Source organism: Mesorhizobium sp. B1-1-1, from assembly GCF_006442955.1.
Classification (GTDB): Bacteria; Pseudomonadota; Alphaproteobacteria; order Rhizobiales; family Rhizobiaceae; genus Mesorhizobium.
The window spans coordinates 67,333-86,927 of record NZ_VFWW01000015.1; the positions used below are offsets into that span (position 1 = coordinate 67,333).

Below are 19,595 nucleotides of genomic sequence, written 5' to 3' on the forward strand. Positions count from 1 at the left end.
CCAGGCTCCGGGGGGCAGGGCTCCGGCTGTGATCTCGGTTGCTGGCCTGGAGCGTCCCGCCATGCGGTATCCCATTGGACTGGCGCCGGCTGTTTGTTCCCAATTTTGTTTTGGAGCGCGATCGAACGCAAAACCGGTGACCAGTTTTGCTGATCGCGCTCCGAGCTTGCCGGCTTTCTTTCATCATGCCCGCATCCGCGGATTGAAATCAAGCGCTATTTCTGAGATATTGATTGAACGGACATTCAAAATTGTGGGGATTATGCCGGAAATTTCCAGCATTGCCGGCCAAATTTCGAAATCCTGAATTCGACAAGTGATGTGGAGATGACGATGGCGGCTGCGAGGGACCTGAAGGCGAGCGAAATGGCCGGAGCCGGAGCTGCCGATGCCGTCGAGTTGGCCAGGCGCCATCTCGTCCAGCCTTGGCCGTATGCCGGTTCGGTCGGCGCGGAAGCGCGCGCGCTGATCGGCGAAGGCGACGGCATCTACATCACCGACGGCACCGGCAAGCGGTTGATCGACGGGCCGGCCGGCATGTGGTGCGTCAATGTCGGCCATCGGCGCGAGGAGCTCGCCAGGGTGATGTACGACCAGGCGATGGCACTGTCCTACAATACGCCCTGGTACACGATGAACGCGCCGTCGGCGGAACTTGCCGGTCGCATAGCAGGTCATGCGCCTGGCGATCTCAGCCACGTCTTCTACACCACAGGCGGCTCCTCGGCGGTGGAGACGGCGCTGCGCTTCATGCAGTTCTACAACAATGTGCGGGGCCGGCCGGAGAAGAAGCTGATCCTGTCGCGCGGCGGCGCCTATCACGGCTCGACCTATCTGTCGGCCTCGCTCAATGGCCGCCCGCGTGACCGCGACTGGATGGACGGCGCCGACGAGCTGGTGATCAAGCTGTCCTCGCCCGATCCGTTCCGTCGTCCGCAGGGCATGAGCATGGCTGATTTCACCGATTTCCTCGTCGACCAGTTCCGCGACACCGTCGCGCGAGTCGGTGCTGACCGGATCGGCGCTTTCGTCGGCGAGCCGGTGCAGGCCTCCGGCGGCGTTATCGTGCCGCCGGACGGCTACCTCAAGCGCATCCGCGAGATCTGCCGCGACAACGACATCCTCTATGTCTCCGACGAGGTGGTGACGGGCTTTGGACGGCTGGGCCATGTCTTCGCCTCCGGCGATGTGTTCGGCATCGATCCCGACATGATCACCTTCGCCAAGGGTGTGACGTCAGGCTATTTCCCGCTCGGCGGCGTCATCATATCGGAACGGCTGCTGGAGGAACTGCGCCGGTCGAACCATCCCGACGCGATGTTCGGCCATGGCCTGACCTACACCTCCCATCCGGTCGGCTGCGCAGTGGCGCTCAGGAATCTCGACCTTCTGGAGCAGGGCGTACTTGCCCACACGCAAGCGGTCGCGCCCTACTTCCAGGCGCAGATGAAGACGCTGGAAGAATTGCCGTTGGTCGGCGAGGTGCGCGGGCTGGGATTGATGGGCTGCGTCGAATGTGTCGCCGACCGCGAAAGCAAGGACCCGCTGCAGCTCGACAAGGATGTCGGCAAACGCATCGACGCGCATTGCCACGAGCTCGGCCTGCTGGTGCGGCCGCTGATCAACATGTGCGTGATGTCGCCGCCGCTGGTCATCACGCGCGAGCAGATCGACGACATGGTCGGCATTTTGCGCGAGGGCATTTCGCGCACGATGGATGATCTCAGGAAAGAAGGGGTGTGGCGGGGATGACGTTCTTTCTTCGCCCCGCATAGGACGGGGAGAGGAGCGCTCTCACCGATGGTTTCGCCAATTATCGGCGTCGCCTATCCACGCGACCGCAGCGCGTCGTTCAAGTTCCACATGTCGTTCTCCTCCGGCGCCGTTTCGAGCCCAAGCACGGGGATCTGCCTGCGCAGATGGTCGTGGTGGGTGCGCACTCCGTATTCTAGGTCGGAGAGGTAAAAACCCTCGAAGGCTTCCGACAGCATGGATTCGTTCGACCACACCGAAAGCTGGACATCCTCCGACATGGTGTCGCGGTCGATGCGGAAGGAGAGATAGCGGGCCGCAGCCTGCTCGCGGCTTTCGTCGCGATAGCGGTAAATGGCGCCGCGCAGCAGGGTCTCACCCGTCGACAGCGGGAACTCCTGATAGAACTGCACCGATTCCGGCATCACCGAGAGGACGGCATTGGGGAAGATGCCATAATAGACCCAGGCCTTCTTCAGATAGTCCGGCAGATGCGCCGGCTCCGGCGCGATCTTGACGTAGTTCCTTACGCTCCAGCGACGGCCGGCATGCGGGTTGTAGCTGGCGAAGGAGCGCGACACGCCGTTGACGAAGGGTTCGTCGAAATAGGTCGCGCCATAGAGGTCCTGCAGAGCCGGGTGCGCCATGGCGACGTGATAGCCCTCATTGTCGACGTCGCGCACCGACTTCCAGTTGACCGGAGTTTTCTGGGTCCAGATGCCCCAGGAAGGCACCATGTCGGCGGCCTTGTAGTGCGAGAATTCGGGCTCGATCGGCTTCATCAGCTCGGCGACGGAGGGCTGCGGGCCGCCAGCGCGGAAGCGAATGAAGATAAAGCCCATCCAGACCTCCAGATCGAGCGGCATCAGGCCGAACTCGGTCTTGTCGAGATCGGGAAAGGAACGCGGGCGGGCAGCGCCGCGCAACGTGCCATCGAGATTGTAGACCCAGCCGTGGAATGGGCACACAAGCGCGTTCTTGCAGTTGCCCTGGCTGTCGGCGACGACACGGCTGCCGCGATGGCGGCACATATTGTTGAAACCGCGCACGACGCCGTCCTTGCCGCGCACGATCAGAGCGCGTTCGCCGACGACGTCCATGGCCAGGTAGTCGCCTGCGTCAGGGATGTCGCTGACATGTCCGGCGATTTGCCAATGGTTGCGGAAAACGTGCTCCTTCTCGAGTTCGAGGAGGGCATCGGAATGGTAGCTCCAGCCAGGCAGTCCCCGCCGGTCCCAATCGTTGGGAATGGCCACGTCACGGAGATGCGGGTTCATAAAACGTCTCTTCTTTTTATTGAATATCCGTTCAATATAATCATATTTTTCATTGAAATGCAATGGCTTGTGGAGACAAGCATATTTTCGAAAGAAAATTGGCGCGCCGATTTCAATCCAATCCGATGCGACGGCTGGCCCCGAAAACCCCGGAGAATCCGGGCGTTAGCCCGGGTTTCAAAGCTTGGTTCCGGCAGGGTTTCGAAGCAAATCCTGCCACGGCGGAAGCCGAGGCAAAAGGCGTCGCCGCGCGTCTTGCCCGCTTGCCGATCCGCCGAGCCGAGATCGGCAAGCGGGCGCGTGATGCCCAGTTGGTGGGGTCTGCCGCGGGTGCCGTTTCAAGGCGGTTACAATATCAGATTCACGCCAGCTTTCCGCTGATACAGAGCGCGACTAAGTTCGTTTTATCAAAAAAAGAAAGTCAACGAAGGGGATGATGATGCATGCGAAAGTTCAGATTGCCAGCAATGACCGCCGGTCCCAGGCTCCGGAGCGCGTTGGCCGCCGCCCGAAGCTGGCGTTGCGCCAGCGCGCCAGCGACCACCCCATGGCGATGTTCATGGCGCTGGCTGCTTGCGCCTTCGCCGGCATGGCGTTCGCGCCGACGGTCGGCCCGGCCTTTGCTTCGCTCAATCCACCGGCCAACGTCGTCGGCGGCGCAATGACCACCACCAGAACCGCACGCCTGCCGATGCCGATGGTCGATTTTGCCTGCAAGAGTCAGGCCTGGGGCGCCGAGAGCGTCGACTGCCTGCGGGCCATAGCCGAGCAGTCCGGAGCCCACAAAGCCCGTGCGGTCCGGATGATCGCCAATGCCGCTGACCAATACGCCGAATATTTTCTGAGTTCGACTGAAACATGGTTCCGAAGCGGCTCCGCTTTGGAACGTGCCGCGGCGCTCCCCGAGCGCGTCCAGCGCTCCCTTCGGCTCCCGCCGCATGTCGGCCGGGGGCTTTTTTTACCGGTTGGTGCGGTCTATCCCTTCGAAACCACCTGGTCGGCAATGGCGGACAGGACGCTGCGCACATCCAGCGTGCTGAACGGTTTCTCCAGGATCTGCGGACGCTGCAGTAGCGGCAGCGCCTCGATTTCGGCCTTGGCGCCGATCAGGTCGCCAGTGACCAGCACGAAACGCCGCGCCAGTTCCGGTCTTTCGGCAAGCAACTCTCGATAGATGGTCATGCCGCTTGTTCCAGGCATGCGCAGGTCCGAAAAGACGATGTCGGGCGGCATGTGGCCAGCCAATATGGCTGTGGCCGTGTCCCAGAGGGGCGCGATCCGTGACTTGATGCCCATCAGTTCGAGTATGTCGGAGAGCGAACCGGCGACGTCGGGCTCGTCATCGATGATCAAGGCGTGGCGCAGCCCGCTCGATCGCGGCTGGCCCTCGCCGGCGATGGCGACGCCGGCTACAATGGCCGGCAGCTGGACGACGAAACGGGCGCCACTTGGCAGCACTTCCTCGAACCAGACATTGCCATTGTGCCGCTCGATGATCGATTTCGAGATCGACAGGCCGATGCCGGTTCCGACGCCGACCGGCTTGGTGGTGAAATAGGATTCGAAGATGCGGGACCGGATCGCTTCCGGTACGCCAGGCCCATTGTCCTCGACCGAGAAACCGGGATCGCCGCGCTCGCTGCGGAAGGTCCGCACCTTGATCAGCCGGTCGCCGCCTATGCCTGCCAGCGCATGCTGGCTGTTGATGAGGAAATTGGCGGCCACCTGGGTGACGTGATCGGCGTCGGCCATGGCCAGCAACGGGCCAGGCGCGAAATCGGTGTCGATGATGATCCCGCTCGAGCGCGCGCCGTAGGCGGTCACCTCGAGCGCCGCGCGGATCACCTGGTTAAGGTCCGTCTCGGCCCGCTCGGTCGGATGCAGCCGGACCATCGACAGGAAACTCTTGACGATACGGCCGCAGCGCTCGGCGGCGGCGCGAACTTTCTCGGCGCGAACCTTGGTCTGCGGATCGGAGGCGAATTCGTGCAGCAGCGTCGACTGGGCGACAACCACGGCCAGCGGGTTGTTGAGCTCATGCGAGACGCCCGCAAGCAGCGAACCCATCGCCGCCATCTTCTCGTTCTGGTGCAACTTCTCGCGCTGCCGATTGATCTCCTCCTCGGCGCGCAGCTTGTCGCGCAGGTCGCGGATGGAGCCGAAGATCAGGCGGCGGTCGGCGACTCGCATCTCGGTCGCCGTCAGTTCGATGGGGAAAATCTCGCCGGCGGCGTTCTGGGTCACCGTCTCGAGCCGCTGTCCGACCATTGGCGCGCCGCGGCCGGACATGTATTCGGCCCCCGACGCATAGCCCTTGCGGTAATAGATCGGCACGATGGTGTCGAGCAGGTCCTTGCCGAGGATATCGCTGCGCAGGAAGCCGAACATCTTCTCGGCGGCCGGATTGAATTCGACGATCGAGCCGGTCTCATCGATGACGAGGATGGCATCGAGCGAGGCTTGCAGCATGGTGCGGCGGATGACCTCGCTGGCGTGGGCGTCGGAGGGCGAGCGTTCGATCGCGTCGCCGATGGCCAGCGCGATGATGTGCAGCGTCGCTTCTTCCTCGTCGGTCCATTCGCGCTCCTCGATGCAGTCATTGACCGCCAGCGTCCCCCATAGGTGGCCATGCGCGAACACGGACACCGACAGGAACGATTTAATGCTCTGTTTTTCGAAATCGGCTCTCAGGAAGCCGTCCAGGTCGCGCGTATGGCCGGCGAAAATCTTGCCCTGCCGTTCATCCTCCTGCAGCCGTTCCAGCAGCGGATCGGCGTTGATGATCGACTGCACGATCACAGTCGGCGAGGCCAACTCGCCACCGAGCACGGGATCGATCCAGTAGGCGGCCACCGACTGGGCAAATCCCTGGCCGGGCAGTTCGCGCAGGCGGAACAGGATGCCGCGCTGGCAGTCCATTGCGTGGCAAAGCGTTTCCAGTATGGCTTCCATCTCGCGCTGCCAGTCGCCGGCCGCGCGCAGCCGCCGCACCACGCGCACGGCCGCCATCGCCGCGCCTTGCCGGCCGTCTTGCATGTCCGTGCCTGCTGCTTCAGCGGTCATTTTCAGCCATTGTTGCGGTGCCAAGCGGATTTCATGCGCCGCGTTTCAAATCCTTGTTTTTATGCCTTGTCCCAAATCCAAGAGCGTTTTTGGGCGACAAGTATTGCGACGGGTCCGTCCACAGACCAGCACAGGCGCGGGAGCAATCCCCGCGCCCACTTAGTGGCCGTCGCCGGCCGGCAGCGAGAAGATATAGCCTTCGCCGCGCACCGTACGCAGGAATTTCGGGCTGGCCGGATCCGTTTCTATCTTCTTGCGCAGGCGCATGATGCGAATGTCGACCGCGCGCGAGGATTCCGGATCTTCGGCGAGGCCGATCGCTTCGGAAATGGCAGCACGTGTCAGCAGCCGGTTGGCGCGGGTCAGGAAAACCTCCAGCACGTCGAACTCGCTCTTGGCCATGTCGATCACCGCGCCGTTGGCGCCGGTGACCAGCCTGCCGTCGAGATCAGCCTGGAAGGAGCCGAAAGCGACGGAGCGGCGGGGATCGCTCGCCTTTTGGCCGTGCATCGGCGCGTGCTGCGGAACCCGGCGCAGCACGCTTCGGACCCTGGCCAGCACCTCGCGCAGCTCGTAGGGTTTGACGATGTAGTCGTCGGCGCCGAGCTCAAGTCCGACGATGCGATCAAGCGCGGTGCCGGCGGCGGTGGCATAGATGATGCCGATCGGCAGTCTCGAGCGCAACCAGCGGCCGAGCGATAGCCCATCCTCACCCGGCATGGCGATGTCGAGGATGGCGAGGTGGAATGATTGCGTTTCGACCAGGCTGCGCGCGGCGGCCGCGGTTTCGGCGGTCGCCACGTCATAGCCGGCGGCGCCGAGATATTCGGCGACCGCCTCTCTTAGATCGGGCTCATCCTCGACAATTAAAATTCTTGCCCGCACGATGCGCTCGCTCCCACTTTCGGTGGAAAGTAGATTGGGTATAAACATGATGTCCAGCACTCATATCGGGTTGCCAGGAAATGGTTGGAAAACATGGCTGCACGCGCCGTTATCGGGCTTATCTGCGTCGCCGACGTGGTGGCGACCGAACTCGCCGATCACCTTGAGCGGCGAGGCCACGACGTGCGTCAGGCGCGCCAGCCCTGGGAAGCGGAATCTATGCTGGCGGGAAAGGGCGTCGACGTCGTCGTCGTCGGTGACAGCCTCAGCCAGGCGGAGGGACGTGATCTGCTCAGGCGTTATGGCAGCCAAGGCGGGGGCGGTGAAGGCGGACCGGATTTCATCCTGATCTGCCGGCCGTGCGACCTCGTCGACAAGGTGCTGGCGCTCGAGCTCGGTGCGGCCGACGTCATCGAAAGTCCGCTCAATGTCAGGGAACTCGCCGCCCGCGTCGGCGGCCTGCTGACGCGGCGGGGCAGGGCCGCCCAGGAACTGATCGTGTTGGAGAACGCGACCGTCGATTTGAGGTCGGCCATCGTCATGCACCGCTCGGGCACGGAGGAGCAGCTTTCGCCCGGCCAGGTGGCGCTGCTTCGGCTGTTCCTGGCCAGTCCCCGCAAGGTGCTGACGCGCGACGACATAATCGCGGCGGCGCCGGCCGAGAATGTCGACGCTTTCGACCGCTCGATCGATTCGCGCATCGTGCGGCTGCGCCGCAAGCTCGATACGGAAGCCATCATCACCATACGCGGCGCCGGCTACCGTTTCGATCCGCCGGCGCAATTCGCCGATTGACGGCCGGGCGCTCACGCAATTCCTCTGGTTGAGCATCGGATTTCCAAACCGGTTTTCACCTCGGGCCCGATTGCCCTGCGCTCAGCGCACCACCAGTAGCGATGGCCCCGGCGGCATGTCGCTGCCTGCCGCGAACTCGCCTGCATGCGCGCGCTCTTTCAAGAGCACGGTGGCGAGCCCGGCAAAGCCGAGCAGGCCCTGTGCGTAGAGCAGTGCCGAAAGCACCGAAGCTGCAAGTTTCGTTTTCATTGCGTCAATCCCCAGTAAATCATGTTGCGGCAGCTTGTTTTCCGAAGACCAACGCCCGTCTTGGGTGGGCGCGTGACGCCTCGGCATACTTCAGGAACTCCCGAAGTGCCCGCGCCGTCTACGGAGCCCCCCGTCACGGCGCGGGCCTTCGGTCCTCTCAGCAGCAAGTTGCCGGAGGGGCCGCGCAATGCCAGCAGCCGAAGGCCAACCCGCCAGTGGGCCTTGAGCCGGACGATGCGCAGGCTGGAACAATCCAGACCGTGGCACAAAACAGGACGGTATAGAGGGTTGAGATCTCACTCGAACTCATCGCCGCGAGGCTGGCCATGGAACCGTCGGCAACCGTGCCGGCGACGCTAATGGCTGCTGCTGCGATGCTGATCCCGAGAAACCAGGACCGCATGTTCGTTTTCGTTCCCGTGGTCGTTGCCGTCTGCTTTCGTTACGTCAACTTTGCCGACGGCCTGTATCCGCTTCATGCCGCCGAAAATGCGCTTTGTTGCAGATTCTGTTTCGAAATAGGGCTCCAACCTTTCAATTTTGGCTAATCCGAACTTTCGTTTCGGGCTGGATACCTATGTGCCTACTCCTGTCCAGGGTGACAGCGTCGATGTTCGCCATATGGGAACTTTGGCCCATTAACCAGAGGAAACATATTCGAAACACAAACGAGCATTTCACGAAATCTCTCCGAAACATGATGCAGGGATAAGCCGCTCATCGAATTTGGGGCCGGCCAGCCCGGCAGAGAGAGGGACATCATGCATACTGCTATTTCCGCCAAGCTCATCAACATCACCGCCGCCGCTGCCCTGACGGCTGCGGCGCTTCTGTTCGGCGCCGGCACGGGTACCGCGCATGCCGCCAACAAGATCGTGGCGCGCGTCTCGCTTTCGCAACAGGTGATGGAAGTCTCGGTCGACGGCCGCCCGGCCTTCGCCTGGAAGGTTTCCACCGGCGACAGGGCGCATGTGACGCCGACCGGCTCGTTCAAGCCGACGCGCATGCATGAAATGTGGTATTCGAAGAAGTACGACAACGCGCCGATGCCGCATTCGGTGTTCTTCAGCGGCGGCTATGCGGTGCACGCCACCTATGCCATCAAGCGGCTTGGCCGGCCGGCCTCGCATGGTTGCGTGCGGCTGCATCCCGACAATGCCGCCGATTTCTACCAGCTCGTCGAAACCTTCGGGCCGGCCAACACCAGCATCGTCATCGTCAAGTAGCTGGCTGGCAACGGATCGGCACAGCAGCCATATCCGTTCAGGGCTCCCGCCGGAACATTTTCCCACGGTAATCGAGCACAGCCAAAAAGAGGCCGGGACGTTTCCGGCCTCTTTTTTGTTAGTTTTTGTTAGTTCGGCAATGCCGTTTCCATCAGCTCGGCAATGCCGGCATCAATTTGGGATCCGGCTTCTCGGCCAGCTGGGGCAAGTCCTTGCTGGCAATGAAGGTATAGAACATGGGCACGACGAAGAGCGTGAACATGGTGCCTACCAGGATGCCGGTGAAAATGACCAGGCCCATCGAATAACGGGCCGCGGCGCCGGCGCCGCTGGACGTGATCAGCGGCACCACGCCAAGCGCCATCGCCGCCGTCGTCATCAGGATAGGCCGCAGCCGCACCTTGGCCGAAGCGATGATGGCGTCGCGCCGCCGCATACCGTGGATCTCGCGCTGCTGGTTGGCGAACTCGACCAGCAGGATGCCGTGCTTGGTGATCAGGCCGATCAGCGTGATCAGTCCGACCTGCGTGTAGATGTTGAGTGTGCCGAGGCCCAGATTGAGCGGCACGATGGCGCCGAAGATCGACAGCGGCACCGCCATCATGATGATCAGCGGATCACGGAAGCTTTCGAACTGCGCCGCCAGCACCAGATAGATGACGATGACGGCCGCCCCGAAAGCGATCAGGATCGTGTTGCCCTGTTCCTTCTCCTGCCTGGACTGGCCCGAATAGTCGATGAAGAAGGTGTCGGGCAGGCTCTCCCTGGCTATGTCCTCGAGGACTTTCAATCCATCGCCCGTGGTGACGCCGGGCAGCGGCAGCGCCGAGATCGTCGACGAATTCAGCTGGTTGAACTGCTCGATCGCGGCCGGCGACGCATTGGTCGAGATCTTCACCACCGCCGACAGCGGCACCATCTCGCCCGTTACGCTGCGCACGAAGTACTCGCCGAGTTTTTCGGGATTGTCGCGGAATTCTTTCGGCACCTGCGGAATGATGTCGTAGCTGTTGGAGTCGCGGTCGAACTGCGCCACTTCGGCGCCGCCGACCAGCAGCGTCAGCGTCCGGCCGATATCGGCGATCGGCAGGTTCAGCGCCGCGGCGCGGTCGCGATCGATGGTCACCGTCACCTGCGGCGCGTCATAGGCCATCGAATTCTGCACGACGATGAAGCGGCCGGAGGCCTGTGCCTTGTTCTTGATCTTCTCGGCCACGTCGTACACTTCCGAGGAGTCGCCGGTCGATCGCACCACCAGGGCGATGGGCAGGCCGCCGCCGGAGCCCGGCAGCGTCGGTGGCGCAAAGACGAAGGCCTGGACGCCCGCCACCTTGGCGAGACGGGCTGTGATGTCGGCCTGCAGCTCCTTCGAGTTTCGCTTGCGCTCCGCCCAGTCCTTGAAGGCGAAACCGACGAACGCGCTGTTCGTCGTGCCGCCGAACGCGACGGCCGAGAACTGCGCCCGCGTCTCGGGAATATCCTTCACCAGACCGAGCATCTGGTTGACGTAAGTCTCGGTGTAGTCGGATGTCGCGTAACGCGGCGCCGTTACAAGCGAGAGCAGGAAGCCCTGGTCTTCTTCCGGCGCCAGTTCGGTTGAGGTCTTGGTGAACATGAAGCCGGTCACCCCGACAAGCGCCAGCACGATGATCAGCGTCAGCGGGCGATAGTTGAGCGACCCGGTGACGGCCCGCTCATAGACGTGCTCGACCCGCGCGAAAGTGCCGTCGACAATGCGCTGGAAACGGCCTGGCGTGCCGGACTTCAGCAGGCGCGCCGACATCATTGGCGTGATGGTGATGGCGATCACGCCCGACAGCACCACCGAGCCGGCGAGCGTGACGGCGAATTCGCGGAACAGCGCGCCGGTCAGGCCGCCGGTGAAGGCCAATGGCGCGAACACCGCGGCCAGCGTCATGGTCATGGCGACGATGGCGGTGGCGATCTCGCGCATGCCGTTGAAGGCCGCCTGCATCGGCGACATGTGGTCCTCTTCCATGTGGCGGTGGATATTTTCCACCACCACGATGGCGTCGTCGACGACGAGGCCGATCGCCAGAACCATGGCGAGCAGGGACAGAAGGTTGATCGAATAGCCCACCGCGAACAACAAGAAGCAGACGCCGATCAGCGACAGGGGGATGGTGACGATGGGCATCATCACCGAACGGAAAGAGCCAAGGAACAGAAGGATGACGACGACGACGATGGCAACGGCCTCGCCGATGGTCTTGAACACTTCGTCGATCGAGGCGCTGATCTGCCCGGTCGCGTCGTAGACGATCTCGATCGTCATGCCTTTCGGCAACGTCTCCTGGATTTGAGGCACCAGCTTGGTGAGCGCCGCCGCCGTGGTCAGGGGATTGGCAGCCGGGGTCGGGAAGATGGCGAGGAAGGTGCCTGGCTTGCCGTTGAAGGAAACCCTGGTGTCGGTGTTCTCGGCGCCCAGTTCGACGCGGGCGACATCGCGCAGCCGCACCACATTGCCGTCGGTCGAGCGCAGCGGCAGCTCGGCGAAGGCTTCCGGCGTCTGCAGCGTCGAGCGCACGGTGATCGAGGAGACGACATATTCGTTCTCGGTGTTGCCGGGCGCCGACAGGAAGTTGGAGTTGTTGATCGCCGTCAGCACTTCCGATGCCGTCACGCCGCGCGCGGCGAGCCTGACCGGATCGATCCAGACGCGCATCGAGTATTCCTGGGCACCGAAGATCTGCACGTCGGCGACGCCTTCGACCGTCGACATGCGGGGCCTGATGACGCGTTCGATATACTCGGTCAGCTGCTCCTTGGTCATGTTCGGGTTCTGCATCGAGATGTACATCATCGCGAATTGCTGGCCCGTGCCCTTGACGATGACGGGATCCTTGGAGGCGTCCGGCAAGGTGCCGCGCACGCCCTGGACCTTGGACAGCACTTCGGTCAGCGCGACGTCCGGGTTGGAGCCGAGCTTCATCTGCACAGTCACGGTGCTGGAGGACGGTCGGCTCGACGACGTGACGTAATCGATGTTCTCGGTCGAGGCGACGGCGCGCGCGATCGGAGCGGAAATGAAGCCCTGGATCAGGTCGGCGCTGGCGCCCGGATAGGCCGTCGTGATGGTGATCGCGGTTTCGTCAACCTTCGGATACTGGCGGATCGACAGGCTGAATATGCCCTGGAAACCCAGGAGCAGGATCATGCATGCAAGGACCGTGGAGAGGACGGGCCGGCGAATGAAGAGATCGGAAACGCTCATTGCTGGTCGGCCTGCTTGTTCGCCGATTTGGTTGGGTCGATGGTGTTGTCGACGTTGACGGACATGCCGTTGAAGAGGCGATTCTGACCTGCCGTGACAACCTCATCGCCCGCCTTGAGGCCCTCGACGATCTCGACCATGCCCTCGTTGCGGCGGCCGGGCTTGACGAATACCTGCGACAGGACCAGGGCAGGCTGCTCGCCCCCGGTGGCCGGCTTGGCCTGATCGGCGGCGGCCTTGTCCGCTGGTTTTGCCGCATCGGCGGCAGGCTTCGCGGCTTCGGCCGGTTTGGCATCGGCCGCGGGCTTGGCGTCCGCCGGCTTGTCGGTCGCCGCCGCGGCGGGGTTTGTCTCCGGCTTGGTCGGCTGCGCCTCGGCGGGCTTTGCCGGGTGCACCACGAATATGTAGTCGCCATAGAGGCTGGTGGTCAGCGCCGTCTGCGGCAGCGCCAGCACATTCTGCTCCTCGGGCAGTTCGACACGCACTTGCACGAACTGGCCGGGGGTCAGCTTGCCTTCGGGATTGGCGACTTCCGCCCGGATGTTCACCAGCCGGCTGGACGGGTCGATCTTGGGATCGATACCGCGAATGGTCCCGGCAAAAGGCATGTCGCCGCCGCTGAGGCCCAGCCGAACCGTCTGCCCGATCTTGAGCAGCGGCAGTTGCTGTTCGGGAACCGTGAAGTCGACCCGCATCGTGTCGAGATCCTGCAGTGTCACCACGGCGGTGCCGGGCGCCAGATATTGGCCTAGATCGATCTTCGGGATGCCGACGGTTCCAGCAAAGGGCGCCGTCAGCTGCTTCTGGTCAAGCACTGCCTGAAGCCTGTTGACCTGGGATGCCGAGGCGGACGCGGCCGCACGTGCGGTGTCCAAGGTCGAGTCCGAGCCGACACCGCGCTTGGTCAGTTCGAGTGCACGGGTCAGCGATGTCTGATCGAGCGCCGCCTGCGCCTTCTGTGCCGCGAGATCGGCACGCTCTACGGCGTCGTCGAGCTGCAGCAGCACCGCATTGGCCGCCACTTTCTCGTTGGCATGGAAGGGGATCTCCTTGACGATGCCGGCGGTCTCAACCGTCAGGTCGACACCGCGCACGGCGCGGACCGTGCCGATCGCCTCGATGCCCGGCGTCCAGTTCGACGGCTTGACGATAGTTGTCGACACGGTTGCCGCTGGCGGCTTCATCGTGGCGAAATACTGCTTGATGCCGTTGTCACGCAGGAAATTGAACCCGACGATGCCGCCGACCATGATGACGAGCACGGCCAACACAACAATGATGATAACGAAACGGAGTATGCGCTTGAACAAGGAAGTCCCCTCAGTCGAAATCCGGCGCGAAGCGCGGATATCGGGACACATATCGACTGCGGGCCCCGATTTCAAATGACCGCGGTCTTACTGTACCGTCTGGACGGTCTTGTCAATTGGGCCTAAGCTTGCGATGGGAGGCGCCATGAAAGCCCAACGAACGAACTCGCGCGAGAGGATTCTCGCTGCGGCGGCGGACGTCGCACGGGAATCCGGCCCCGGTAGCCTGTCCCTGGATGCCGTCGCCAGCCGCGCCGGCGTATCGAAGGGCGGACTGCTCTACAATTTCCCGACCAAGGCCAAATTGATGCAGGGCCTGGTCGAAGGCTATCTGCGCGAGTTCGAGCAGGCGCTGGAGACCGCCAGCAGCAACGACAATGGCGCAAATCCGCTCGCCGTCTACATCAGGCTTTCGGCCAAGGATTGCGAGGACAAGCAGCCATCGGCGTCGTGGATATTTTCGGCGATCGCCGAGGATCCGGACTTCATGTCGCCCATAAAGACGTTCAAGCGACAACTCTTCCAACGACTGAAGAGCGAGACGCCGGATCTCAAATCGCTGCTGGTCTGCTATCTCGCCATCGAGGGCCTGCGCAGCATGAATCTGTTCGACGCGGATGTGCTTTCCCCAGACGAGCGGCAATTGCTGGTGTCGTCGCTGCTGGAAATCGCCGGATCGCCCGATGTCGGTCCTGCCCGGGCCAAGCGACCCTGACGGACCATCAGGGCCATTTGACCTATGGCCAGGGCGCCGCGGCCGAACTCGTCGCCATGGTGACCATCGGCATGGCCGACAGGCTCGGCCTGCCGGTGTCGACGACCCATGTGCTGTCGTCCGGCATCGCCGGAACCATGGCCGCCAATGGCTCGGGCCTGCAATGGTCGACGGTGCGCAACCTGCTGCTGGCCTGGGTGCTGACGCTGCCGTGCTCGATCACGCTGGCCTTCGTGCTGTTCATCATCTTTCACCAGGTGTTCTGAGCCGGGGCAGGCACTTTCAGAAAAAAGGCAGGCCGGTCGCCGGCGCTGCTTTTTTCTTTGCGCGAGGCTCTGTCATTATCATGCTGCGACGCACAATTATATCGTCATCTTCCCTCCCACTTCTCGCGAGATCGCCATGGCTTCCCTGTCTTCGAAAAACGCCCTCGTCACCGGCTCGACCAGCGGCATCGGCCTGGCTATCGCCCGCGCCTTCGCCGCCGAAGGCGCCAATCTCACCATCAACGGCCTGGGCGACGCCACGACCATCGAGCAGGAGCGCGCCGGCATCGAGAAGGATTTCGGTGTCAAATGCCGCTACTCCGACGCCAACATGATGGACGGCGCGGCGGTCAGCGCCATGGTGCATGAGGCGGAAGAGGCGTTCGGCAGCCTCGACATCCTGGTCAACAACGCCGGCATCCAGCATGTCGCGCCGATCGAGGAATTCCCGGACGACAAATGGGAAGCGATCATCCGCATCAACCTCGTGTCGGCCTTCTACGCGATAAAAGCGGCGCTGCCTGGCATGAAGAGCCGCAAATGGGGCCGCATCATCAACACGGCTTCGGCGCATGCGCTCGTCGCCTCGCCGTTCAAATCCGCCTATGTCTCGGCCAAGCACGGCATATCAGGCCTGACCAAGACGGTGGCGCTGGAAGTCGCGCAGGACGGCATCACCGTCAACGCGATCGCGCCCGGCTATGTCTGGACGCCGCTGGTCGAGAAGCAGATCCCCGACACGATGAAGGCGCGCGGCATGACCGAGGAACAGGTCAAGCGCGATGTGCTTCTGGCCGCACAGCCGACAAAGGAATTCGTCGCCGTCCAGGACCTTGCCGCCCTGGCGCTGTTCCTGTGCTCGGATTCAGCCAGGCAGATCACCGGCACGACCTTGCCGATGGACGGCGGCTGGACGGCACAGTAAAGCCCAGGCGAGGCGTTCTGTTCCCGGCTGATGCCGCAGGCGCCGGCAAGCGGTTGCAAGAGGCACCGGACCGGTCGGTCCTCCTGTTTATGCACCACCCGCCGTTCGGCATCCACATGCCGGTGCTCGACGAGGTCACGCTAACCGACGCCGATGCCCTTCAAGAGCTATTCCAACGCCATGGCAGTGTCCGTCACATCTTCGCCGGACGTGTCCACCGGCTGATCGCCGGCAAATGGCGCGGCATTCCGGTCAGCACCATCATCCATTTCCACGATTTTCCGGTTGGCTAGCACTTAAGCAGGGGGCGCCCCTTCTCTCGCCATCAAGCGCGCTCACGGTTGAAGTTTTTCCGGGCCCGAATGCGTCGAACCGTCGCGAGCGTTTGGTTGTCGGATTTGCCGGTTTTCCCACCTTGCTCGTGATGCTGGAAAGGGTACAAAAGTGCTACGAATCTGGACATTAGTCTTGACAGAAATACAGATGTTCAATACCCGTCAGGTGATTGAATAGCAGCATTACGGGAGGAATGAGCGGTATGGCTTCCAATGTTTCGTTGACGGGCCTTGCCCGTGATCTCGAGGTGCGGGCCAAGTCGGGCAAGCCAATCCGCATCGGCTTGATCGGTTCGGGCGAGATGGGAACCGACATCGTCACCCGCGTCGCCCATATGTCCGGCATCGAGATCGGCGCCATTTCCGAGCTGAACCTGCCCGCCGCCAGCAAGGCCGTGGATATCGCCTTCCAGGAAACCGGGCATGCGCGCGAAGTGTCGAACGCCTCGGCGATGACGGCCGCCATGGAGGCCGGCAAGGTGGCGGTCACCAACGACGCCAGCCTGGTCATCAACAATGACCTGATCGACGTCGTCATCGACGCCACCGGCGTTCCCGCCGTCGGCGCCGAGATCGGCTTGCGCGCCATGGAGCACGGCAAGCACCTGGTGATGATGAATGTCGAGGCCGACGTCACCATCGGCGCCTATCTCAAGAGCGAGGCCGACCGGCTCGGCGTCACCTATTCGCTGGGCGCCGGCGACGAGCCGTCTTCCTGCATGGAGCTTATCGAATTCGTCTCGGCGATGGGCCATCCGATCGTCGCCGCCGGCAAGGGCAAGAACAATCCGCTCAACATCGACGCCACGCCGCCCGACTATGAAGAGGAAGCCAAGCGCCGGCACATGAATGTGCGTATGCTGGTCGAGTTCGTCGACGGCTCCAAGACCATGGTCGAGATGGCGGCGATCGCCAACGCCACCGGGCTGGTGCCCGACAAGGCCGGCATGCATGGTCCGGCGGCGACGCTCGGCGAATTGTCCAAGGTGCTGGTGCCGCAGAAGGACGGCGGCGTGCTGTCGAAGGTCGGCGTCGTCGACTATTCGATCGGCAAGGGTGTCGCGCCCGGCGTGTTCGTCGTCGCCGACATGTCGCATCCGCGCATTTCGGAGCGCATGGAAGATTTGAAGATGGGCAAGGGCCCGTACTTCACCTTCCATCGGCCCTACCATCTGACCTCGCTCGAAGTGCCCCTGACCTGCGCCCGCGTCGTGCTCTACGGCAAGGCCGACATGGTGCCGCTGGCAAAGCCGGTGGCCGAAGTCGCAGCCGTGGCCAAGAAGGACATGAAGCCGGGCGAGAAGCTCGATGCGATCGGCGAATATTGCTACCGCGCCTGGATCATGACGGCGCCGGAAGCACATGCCGCCAGGGCCATTCCCTGCGGTCTGCTGCAAGGCGGTTCGGTGACGGCGCCGATCAAGAAGGGCGAGCTCATCACCTACGCCAATGCCGCCCCGGCTCCCGGCTCCAAGATCGCCGAACTGCGCGCGCGCCAGGACAAGCTCGTCTACGGAACCGTGGAGGTGTGATCATGGCCGCAGCCAGCAAAGCCGTCGCGGACAGCCGCGCCAACCTGCCCTTCGTCTATCGCCAGTACAGCGCCGAGCAGCTCAGACAGGTGCTCTACAAGATGTACCTCATCCGCCGCTTCGAAGAGGGCGCGGAGGAGAGCTACACGCGCGGCCTCATCCACGGCACCATGCATCTGTCGATCGGGCAGGAAGCCAGCGCCATGGGCATCTGCATGCCGCTCGGCGAGGATGACCAGATCACCTCGACGCATCGCGGCCACGGCCACTGCATCGCCAAGGGCGCCGAGGTCAAGCGCATGTTCGCCGAGTTCTTCGGCAAGACCACCGGCTACTGCAAGGGACGCGGCGGCTCGATGCACATCGCCGACGTGGCCAAGGGCAATCTGGGCGCCAATGGTATCGTCGGCGGCGGCATTCCGATCGCCGTCGGGGCGGCGCTCTCCTCCAAGATGATGAAGACCGGCAAGGTCGTGGTCTCCTTCTTCGGCGACGGCGCCAACAATGAGGGCGCTTTCCACGAGGCGCTGAACATGGCGGCGATCTGGAAGCTGCCGGTGATTTTCGTGTGCGAGAACAATGGCTACGGCATGTCGACGTCGACGGCCCGCTCGACCGCGGTCAAGAACATCGCCGAGCGCGCCGCCGCCTATTCGATGCCCGGCGTCATCGTCAACGGCAACATTTTTTCGGAGGTCGCCGAGGCGTCCTACAAGGCCGTCGAGCGCGCACGCGCGGGCGAGGGGCCGACGCTGATCGAGTCCAAGACCTACCGCCATCGCGGCCATTCCAAGAGCGACCGCAACCGCTATCGCACCAAGGAGGAGATCGAGGACTGGATGTCGAACCGCGATCCGATCACCCTGTTCGAAAGCGAGCTGCGCGACTTCGGGTTCATTGACGACAAGGGCATCGAGGCGATCCGCGAAGCGGTGGCCAAGGAAATCGCCGACGGCATCGAGTTCGCCAAGGCGAGCCCCTCGCCTGATGTCAGCGAGACCGGAAATTACGTGTATACGGAGCAGGCGTGATGGACGCGATGGTGCGTGAACTGAGCTACGCCCAGGCGATCCAGGAAGCCATGGCGATCGCCATGGACATGGACGAACGCGTCTTCCTGATGGGCGAGGACATCGGCGTCTATGGCGGCGCCTTCCAGGTGACCGGCGATCTGGTCGAGCGCTACGGCGCGGACCGGGTGATGGATACGCCGATCTCGGAACTGGGCGGGGCGGGTGTCGCGGTGGGTGCGGCCCTCACCGGGATGCGGCCGATCTTCGAGTTCCAGTTCTCCGACTTTGCCACGCTCGCCATGGAGCAGATCGTCAACCAGGCGGCCAAGATGCGCTTCATGCTGGGCGGTGAGGTTTCCGTTCCCGTGGTGATGCGCTTTCCCGCCGGTTCCGGCACCGGTGCCGCCGCGCAGCACAGCCAGAGCCTGGAGGCCTGGCTCGGCCATGTGCCGGGCCTAAAGGTCATCCAGCCGGCGACGCCGCACGATGCCAAGGGCATGCTTTTGGCTGCCGTCGCCGATCCCGATCCGGTGATGATCTTCGAGCACAAGCTGCTCTACAAGATGAAGGGCCCGGTTCCGGAAGGCTACTACACGGTGCCGATCGGCAAGGCCGATATCCGCCGCGAAGGGCGCGATCTCACCATCGTCGCCACCTCGATCATGGTGCAGAAGGCGCTCGACGCCGCGGCCGCGCTGGAAGCGGAAGGCATCGACGTCGAAGTCGTCGACCTCAGGACGATCCGGCCGATGGACAAGCAGACCGTCATCGACAGCGTCAAGAAGACGTCGCGGCTGATGTGCGTCTACGAAGCGGTCAAGACGCTGGGCATCGGCGCCGAGGTCAGCGCCATGATCGCCGAGAGCGAGGCGTTCGACTATCTCGACGCGCCGATCGTGCGGCTGGGCGGCGCGGAGACGCCGATCCCGTACAATCCGGAGCTGGAGAAGGCGACGGTGCCGCAGGTTCCCGGCATCATCACCGCCGCCCGCGACCTCGTGAGAGGGGTTCGCTGAG

18 protein-coding genes and 2 pseudogenes are annotated in these 19,595 nt (G+C 63.2%); 14 read left to right on the forward strand and 6 right to left on the reverse strand.

From position 1 onward, the window contains the following. Positions 1–61: 61 nt before the first annotated feature. Both FJ986_RS26890 and FJ986_RS26895 read left to right on the forward strand, forming a co-directional pair. Entirely contained in the window at positions 62–307 is a 246-nt protein-coding gene (locus FJ986_RS26890) for a hypothetical protein (RefSeq protein WP_140676436.1), read from the forward strand. A 26-nt stretch (positions 308–333) separates the two neighbouring features. After that, entirely contained in the window at positions 334–1,752 is a 1,419-nt protein-coding gene (locus FJ986_RS26895; RefSeq protein WP_140558454.1) for an aminotransferase, read from the forward strand. 74 nt (positions 1,753–1,826) lie between these two features. Here the strand turns inward: FJ986_RS26895 and FJ986_RS26900 are convergent, their stop codons facing one another. Beyond that, positions 1,827–3,029, reverse strand: coding sequence for an aromatic ring-hydroxylating dioxygenase subunit alpha (locus tag FJ986_RS26900; protein ID WP_140558455.1), 1,203 nt, complete (start codon positions 3,027–3,029; stop codon positions 1,827–1,829). 62 nt (positions 3,030–3,091) lie between these two features. On the opposite strand from FJ986_RS26900, the gene FJ986_RS26905 reads away from it, so the two are divergent. Together FJ986_RS26905 and FJ986_RS31010 are read left to right on the forward strand one after the other, a co-directional pair. Next, positions 3,092–3,466, forward strand: coding sequence for a hypothetical protein (locus FJ986_RS26905; protein ID WP_140558457.1), 375 nt, complete (start codon positions 3,092–3,094; stop codon positions 3,464–3,466). Between the two features lie 2 nt (positions 3,467–3,468). Further along, positions 3,469–3,874 (forward strand): annotated as a pseudogene (locus FJ986_RS31010) (hypothetical protein). Between the two features lie 130 nt (positions 3,875–4,004). On the opposite strand, the gene FJ986_RS26915 reads toward FJ986_RS31010, so the two are convergent. Together FJ986_RS26915 and FJ986_RS26920 are read right to left on the reverse strand one after the other, a co-directional pair. Beyond that, positions 4,005–6,092, reverse strand: a complete 2,088-nt coding sequence (locus tag FJ986_RS26915) for a sensor histidine kinase (RefSeq protein ID WP_181181928.1) — start codon at positions 6,090–6,092, stop codon at positions 4,005–4,007. A gap of 159 nt (positions 6,093–6,251) precedes the next feature. Further along, positions 6,252–7,025, reverse strand: a complete 774-nt coding sequence (locus tag FJ986_RS26920) for a response regulator transcription factor (RefSeq protein WP_181181929.1) — start codon at positions 7,023–7,025, stop codon at positions 6,252–6,254. 45 nt (positions 7,026–7,070) lie between these two features. Between FJ986_RS26920 and FJ986_RS26925 the strand changes: the two genes are divergently transcribed. Beyond that, a complete protein-coding gene (locus FJ986_RS26925; protein ID WP_140500617.1) occupies positions 7,071–7,772 on the forward strand; it encodes a response regulator transcription factor in 702 nt (233 codons plus the stop codon). A gap of 81 nt (positions 7,773–7,853) precedes the next feature. Here FJ986_RS26925 and FJ986_RS26930 read toward each other — a convergent pair whose 3' ends face one another. Next, the gene (locus FJ986_RS26930) at positions 7,854–8,021 is read right to left on the reverse strand and encodes a hypothetical protein (RefSeq protein ID WP_140558462.1); all 168 of its coding nucleotides are present in this window, start codon (positions 8,019–8,021) and stop codon (positions 7,854–7,856) included. Positions 8,022–8,347: 326 nt separating this feature from the next. On the opposite strand from FJ986_RS26930, the gene FJ986_RS30580 reads away from it, so the two are divergent. Together FJ986_RS30580 and FJ986_RS26940 are read left to right on the forward strand one after the other, a co-directional pair. Next, positions 8,348–8,569 carry a hypothetical protein gene (locus FJ986_RS30580; RefSeq protein WP_181167427.1) on the forward strand — a complete coding sequence of 74 codons (222 nt, stop codon included), beginning with the start codon at positions 8,348–8,350 and terminating at the stop codon, positions 8,567–8,569. A 213-nt stretch (positions 8,570–8,782) separates the two neighbouring features. Beyond that, complete coding sequence (locus FJ986_RS26940; RefSeq protein ID WP_140525489.1) at positions 8,783–9,247, forward strand: L,D-transpeptidase; 465 nt, start codon at positions 8,783–8,785, stop codon at positions 9,245–9,247. Positions 9,248–9,398: 151 nt separating this feature from the next. Here FJ986_RS26940 and FJ986_RS26945 read toward each other — a convergent pair whose 3' ends face one another. Both FJ986_RS26945 and FJ986_RS26950 read right to left on the reverse strand, forming a co-directional pair. After that, complete coding sequence (locus FJ986_RS26945) at positions 9,399–12,482, reverse strand: efflux RND transporter permease subunit (RefSeq protein WP_140525490.1); 3,084 nt, start codon at positions 12,480–12,482, stop codon at positions 9,399–9,401. Then, positions 12,479–13,792 (reverse strand): efflux RND transporter periplasmic adaptor subunit, encoded by a 1,314-nt coding sequence (locus tag FJ986_RS26950; RefSeq protein ID WP_140676439.1) that lies wholly within the window; start codon positions 13,790–13,792, stop codon positions 12,479–12,481. The genes FJ986_RS26945 and FJ986_RS26950 overlap by 4 nt, the downstream gene beginning before the upstream one ends. A gap of 145 nt (positions 13,793–13,937) precedes the next feature. Between FJ986_RS26950 and FJ986_RS26955 the strand changes: the two genes are divergently transcribed. The 7 genes and pseudogenes from FJ986_RS26955 (at position 13,938) to FJ986_RS26985 (ending at position 19,594) form a co-directional block, all read left to right on the forward strand. After that, complete coding sequence (locus tag FJ986_RS26955) at positions 13,938–14,507, forward strand: TetR/AcrR family transcriptional regulator (protein WP_140517913.1); 570 nt, start codon at positions 13,938–13,940, stop codon at positions 14,505–14,507. A gap of 14 nt (positions 14,508–14,521) precedes the next feature. Beyond that, positions 14,522–14,773, forward strand: a pseudogene (locus FJ986_RS26960) (inorganic phosphate transporter); the annotation flags it as partial. Between the two features lie 136 nt (positions 14,774–14,909). Continuing rightward, the gene (locus FJ986_RS26965; protein WP_140676442.1) at positions 14,910–15,698 is read left to right on the forward strand and encodes a 3-hydroxybutyrate dehydrogenase; all 789 of its coding nucleotides are present in this window, start codon (positions 14,910–14,912) and stop codon (positions 15,696–15,698) included. Positions 15,699–15,814: 116 nt separating this feature from the next. Then, on the forward strand, positions 15,815–15,991 hold the full coding sequence (locus tag FJ986_RS26970; protein WP_224619737.1) for a hypothetical protein: 177 nt from the start codon (positions 15,815–15,817) through the stop codon (positions 15,989–15,991). Between the two features lie 245 nt (positions 15,992–16,236). Beyond that, positions 16,237–17,565, forward strand: coding sequence for an NAD(P)H-dependent oxidoreductase (locus FJ986_RS26975; protein WP_140525493.1), 1,329 nt, complete (start codon positions 16,237–16,239; stop codon positions 17,563–17,565). Between the two features lie 2 nt (positions 17,566–17,567). Further along, entirely contained in the window at positions 17,568–18,596 is a 1,029-nt protein-coding gene (locus tag FJ986_RS26980; protein WP_140500625.1) for a thiamine pyrophosphate-dependent dehydrogenase E1 component subunit alpha, read from the forward strand. Continuing rightward, positions 18,596–19,594 (forward strand): alpha-ketoacid dehydrogenase subunit beta, encoded by a 999-nt coding sequence (locus FJ986_RS26985; protein ID WP_140558466.1) that lies wholly within the window; start codon positions 18,596–18,598, stop codon positions 19,592–19,594. The genes FJ986_RS26980 and FJ986_RS26985 overlap by 1 nt, the downstream gene beginning before the upstream one ends. Position 19,595: the final 1 nt, after the last annotated feature.

What these genes read in the sequence shown, in the direction of transcription:
- FJ986_RS26890 (WP_140676436.1), top strand. Translation starts at nt 62, where the DNA reads ATGCGGTATCCCATTGGACTGGCGCCGGCTGTTTGTTCCCAATTTTGT.
- FJ986_RS26920 (WP_181181929.1), bottom strand. Translation starts at nt 7,025, where the DNA reads ATGTTTATACCCAATCTACTTTCCACCGAAAGTGGGAGCGAGCGCATC.
- FJ986_RS30580 (WP_181167427.1), top strand. Translation starts at nt 8,348, where the DNA reads ATGGAACCGTCGGCAACCGTGCCGGCGACGCTAATGGCTGCTGCTGCG.
- FJ986_RS26970 (WP_224619737.1), top strand. Translation starts at nt 15,815, where the DNA reads ATGCCGGTGCTCGACGAGGTCACGCTAACCGACGCCGATGCCCTTCAA.
- FJ986_RS26985 (WP_140558466.1), top strand. Translation starts at nt 18,596, where the DNA reads ATGGACGCGATGGTGCGTGAACTGAGCTACGCCCAGGCGATCCAGGAA.
- FJ986_RS26965 (WP_140676442.1), top strand. Translation starts at nt 14,910, where the DNA reads ATGGCTTCCCTGTCTTCGAAAAACGCCCTCGTCACCGGCTCGACCAGC.
- FJ986_RS26930 (WP_140558462.1), bottom strand. Translation starts at nt 8,021, where the DNA reads ATGAAAACGAAACTTGCAGCTTCGGTGCTTTCGGCACTGCTCTACGCA.
- FJ986_RS26925 (WP_140500617.1), top strand. Translation starts at nt 7,071, where the DNA reads ATGGCTGCACGCGCCGTTATCGGGCTTATCTGCGTCGCCGACGTGGTG.
- FJ986_RS26895 (WP_140558454.1), top strand. Translation starts at nt 334, where the DNA reads ATGGCGGCTGCGAGGGACCTGAAGGCGAGCGAAATGGCCGGAGCCGGA.
- FJ986_RS26900 (WP_140558455.1), bottom strand. Translation starts at nt 3,029, where the DNA reads ATGAACCCGCATCTCCGTGACGTGGCCATTCCCAACGATTGGGACCGG.
- FJ986_RS26980 (WP_140500625.1), top strand. Translation starts at nt 17,568, where the DNA reads ATGGCCGCAGCCAGCAAAGCCGTCGCGGACAGCCGCGCCAACCTGCCC.
- FJ986_RS26955 (WP_140517913.1), top strand. Translation starts at nt 13,938, where the DNA reads ATGAAAGCCCAACGAACGAACTCGCGCGAGAGGATTCTCGCTGCGGCG.
- FJ986_RS26975 (WP_140525493.1), top strand. Translation starts at nt 16,237, where the DNA reads ATGGCTTCCAATGTTTCGTTGACGGGCCTTGCCCGTGATCTCGAGGTG.
- FJ986_RS26945 (WP_140525490.1), bottom strand. Translation starts at nt 12,482, where the DNA reads ATGAGCGTTTCCGATCTCTTCATTCGCCGGCCCGTCCTCTCCACGGTC.
- FJ986_RS26915 (WP_181181928.1), bottom strand. Translation starts at nt 6,092, where the DNA reads ATGACCGCTGAAGCAGCAGGCACGGACATGCAAGACGGCCGGCAAGGC.
- FJ986_RS26905 (WP_140558457.1), top strand. Translation starts at nt 3,092, where the DNA reads ATGGCTTGTGGAGACAAGCATATTTTCGAAAGAAAATTGGCGCGCCGA.
- FJ986_RS26940 (WP_140525489.1), top strand. Translation starts at nt 8,783, where the DNA reads ATGCATACTGCTATTTCCGCCAAGCTCATCAACATCACCGCCGCCGCT.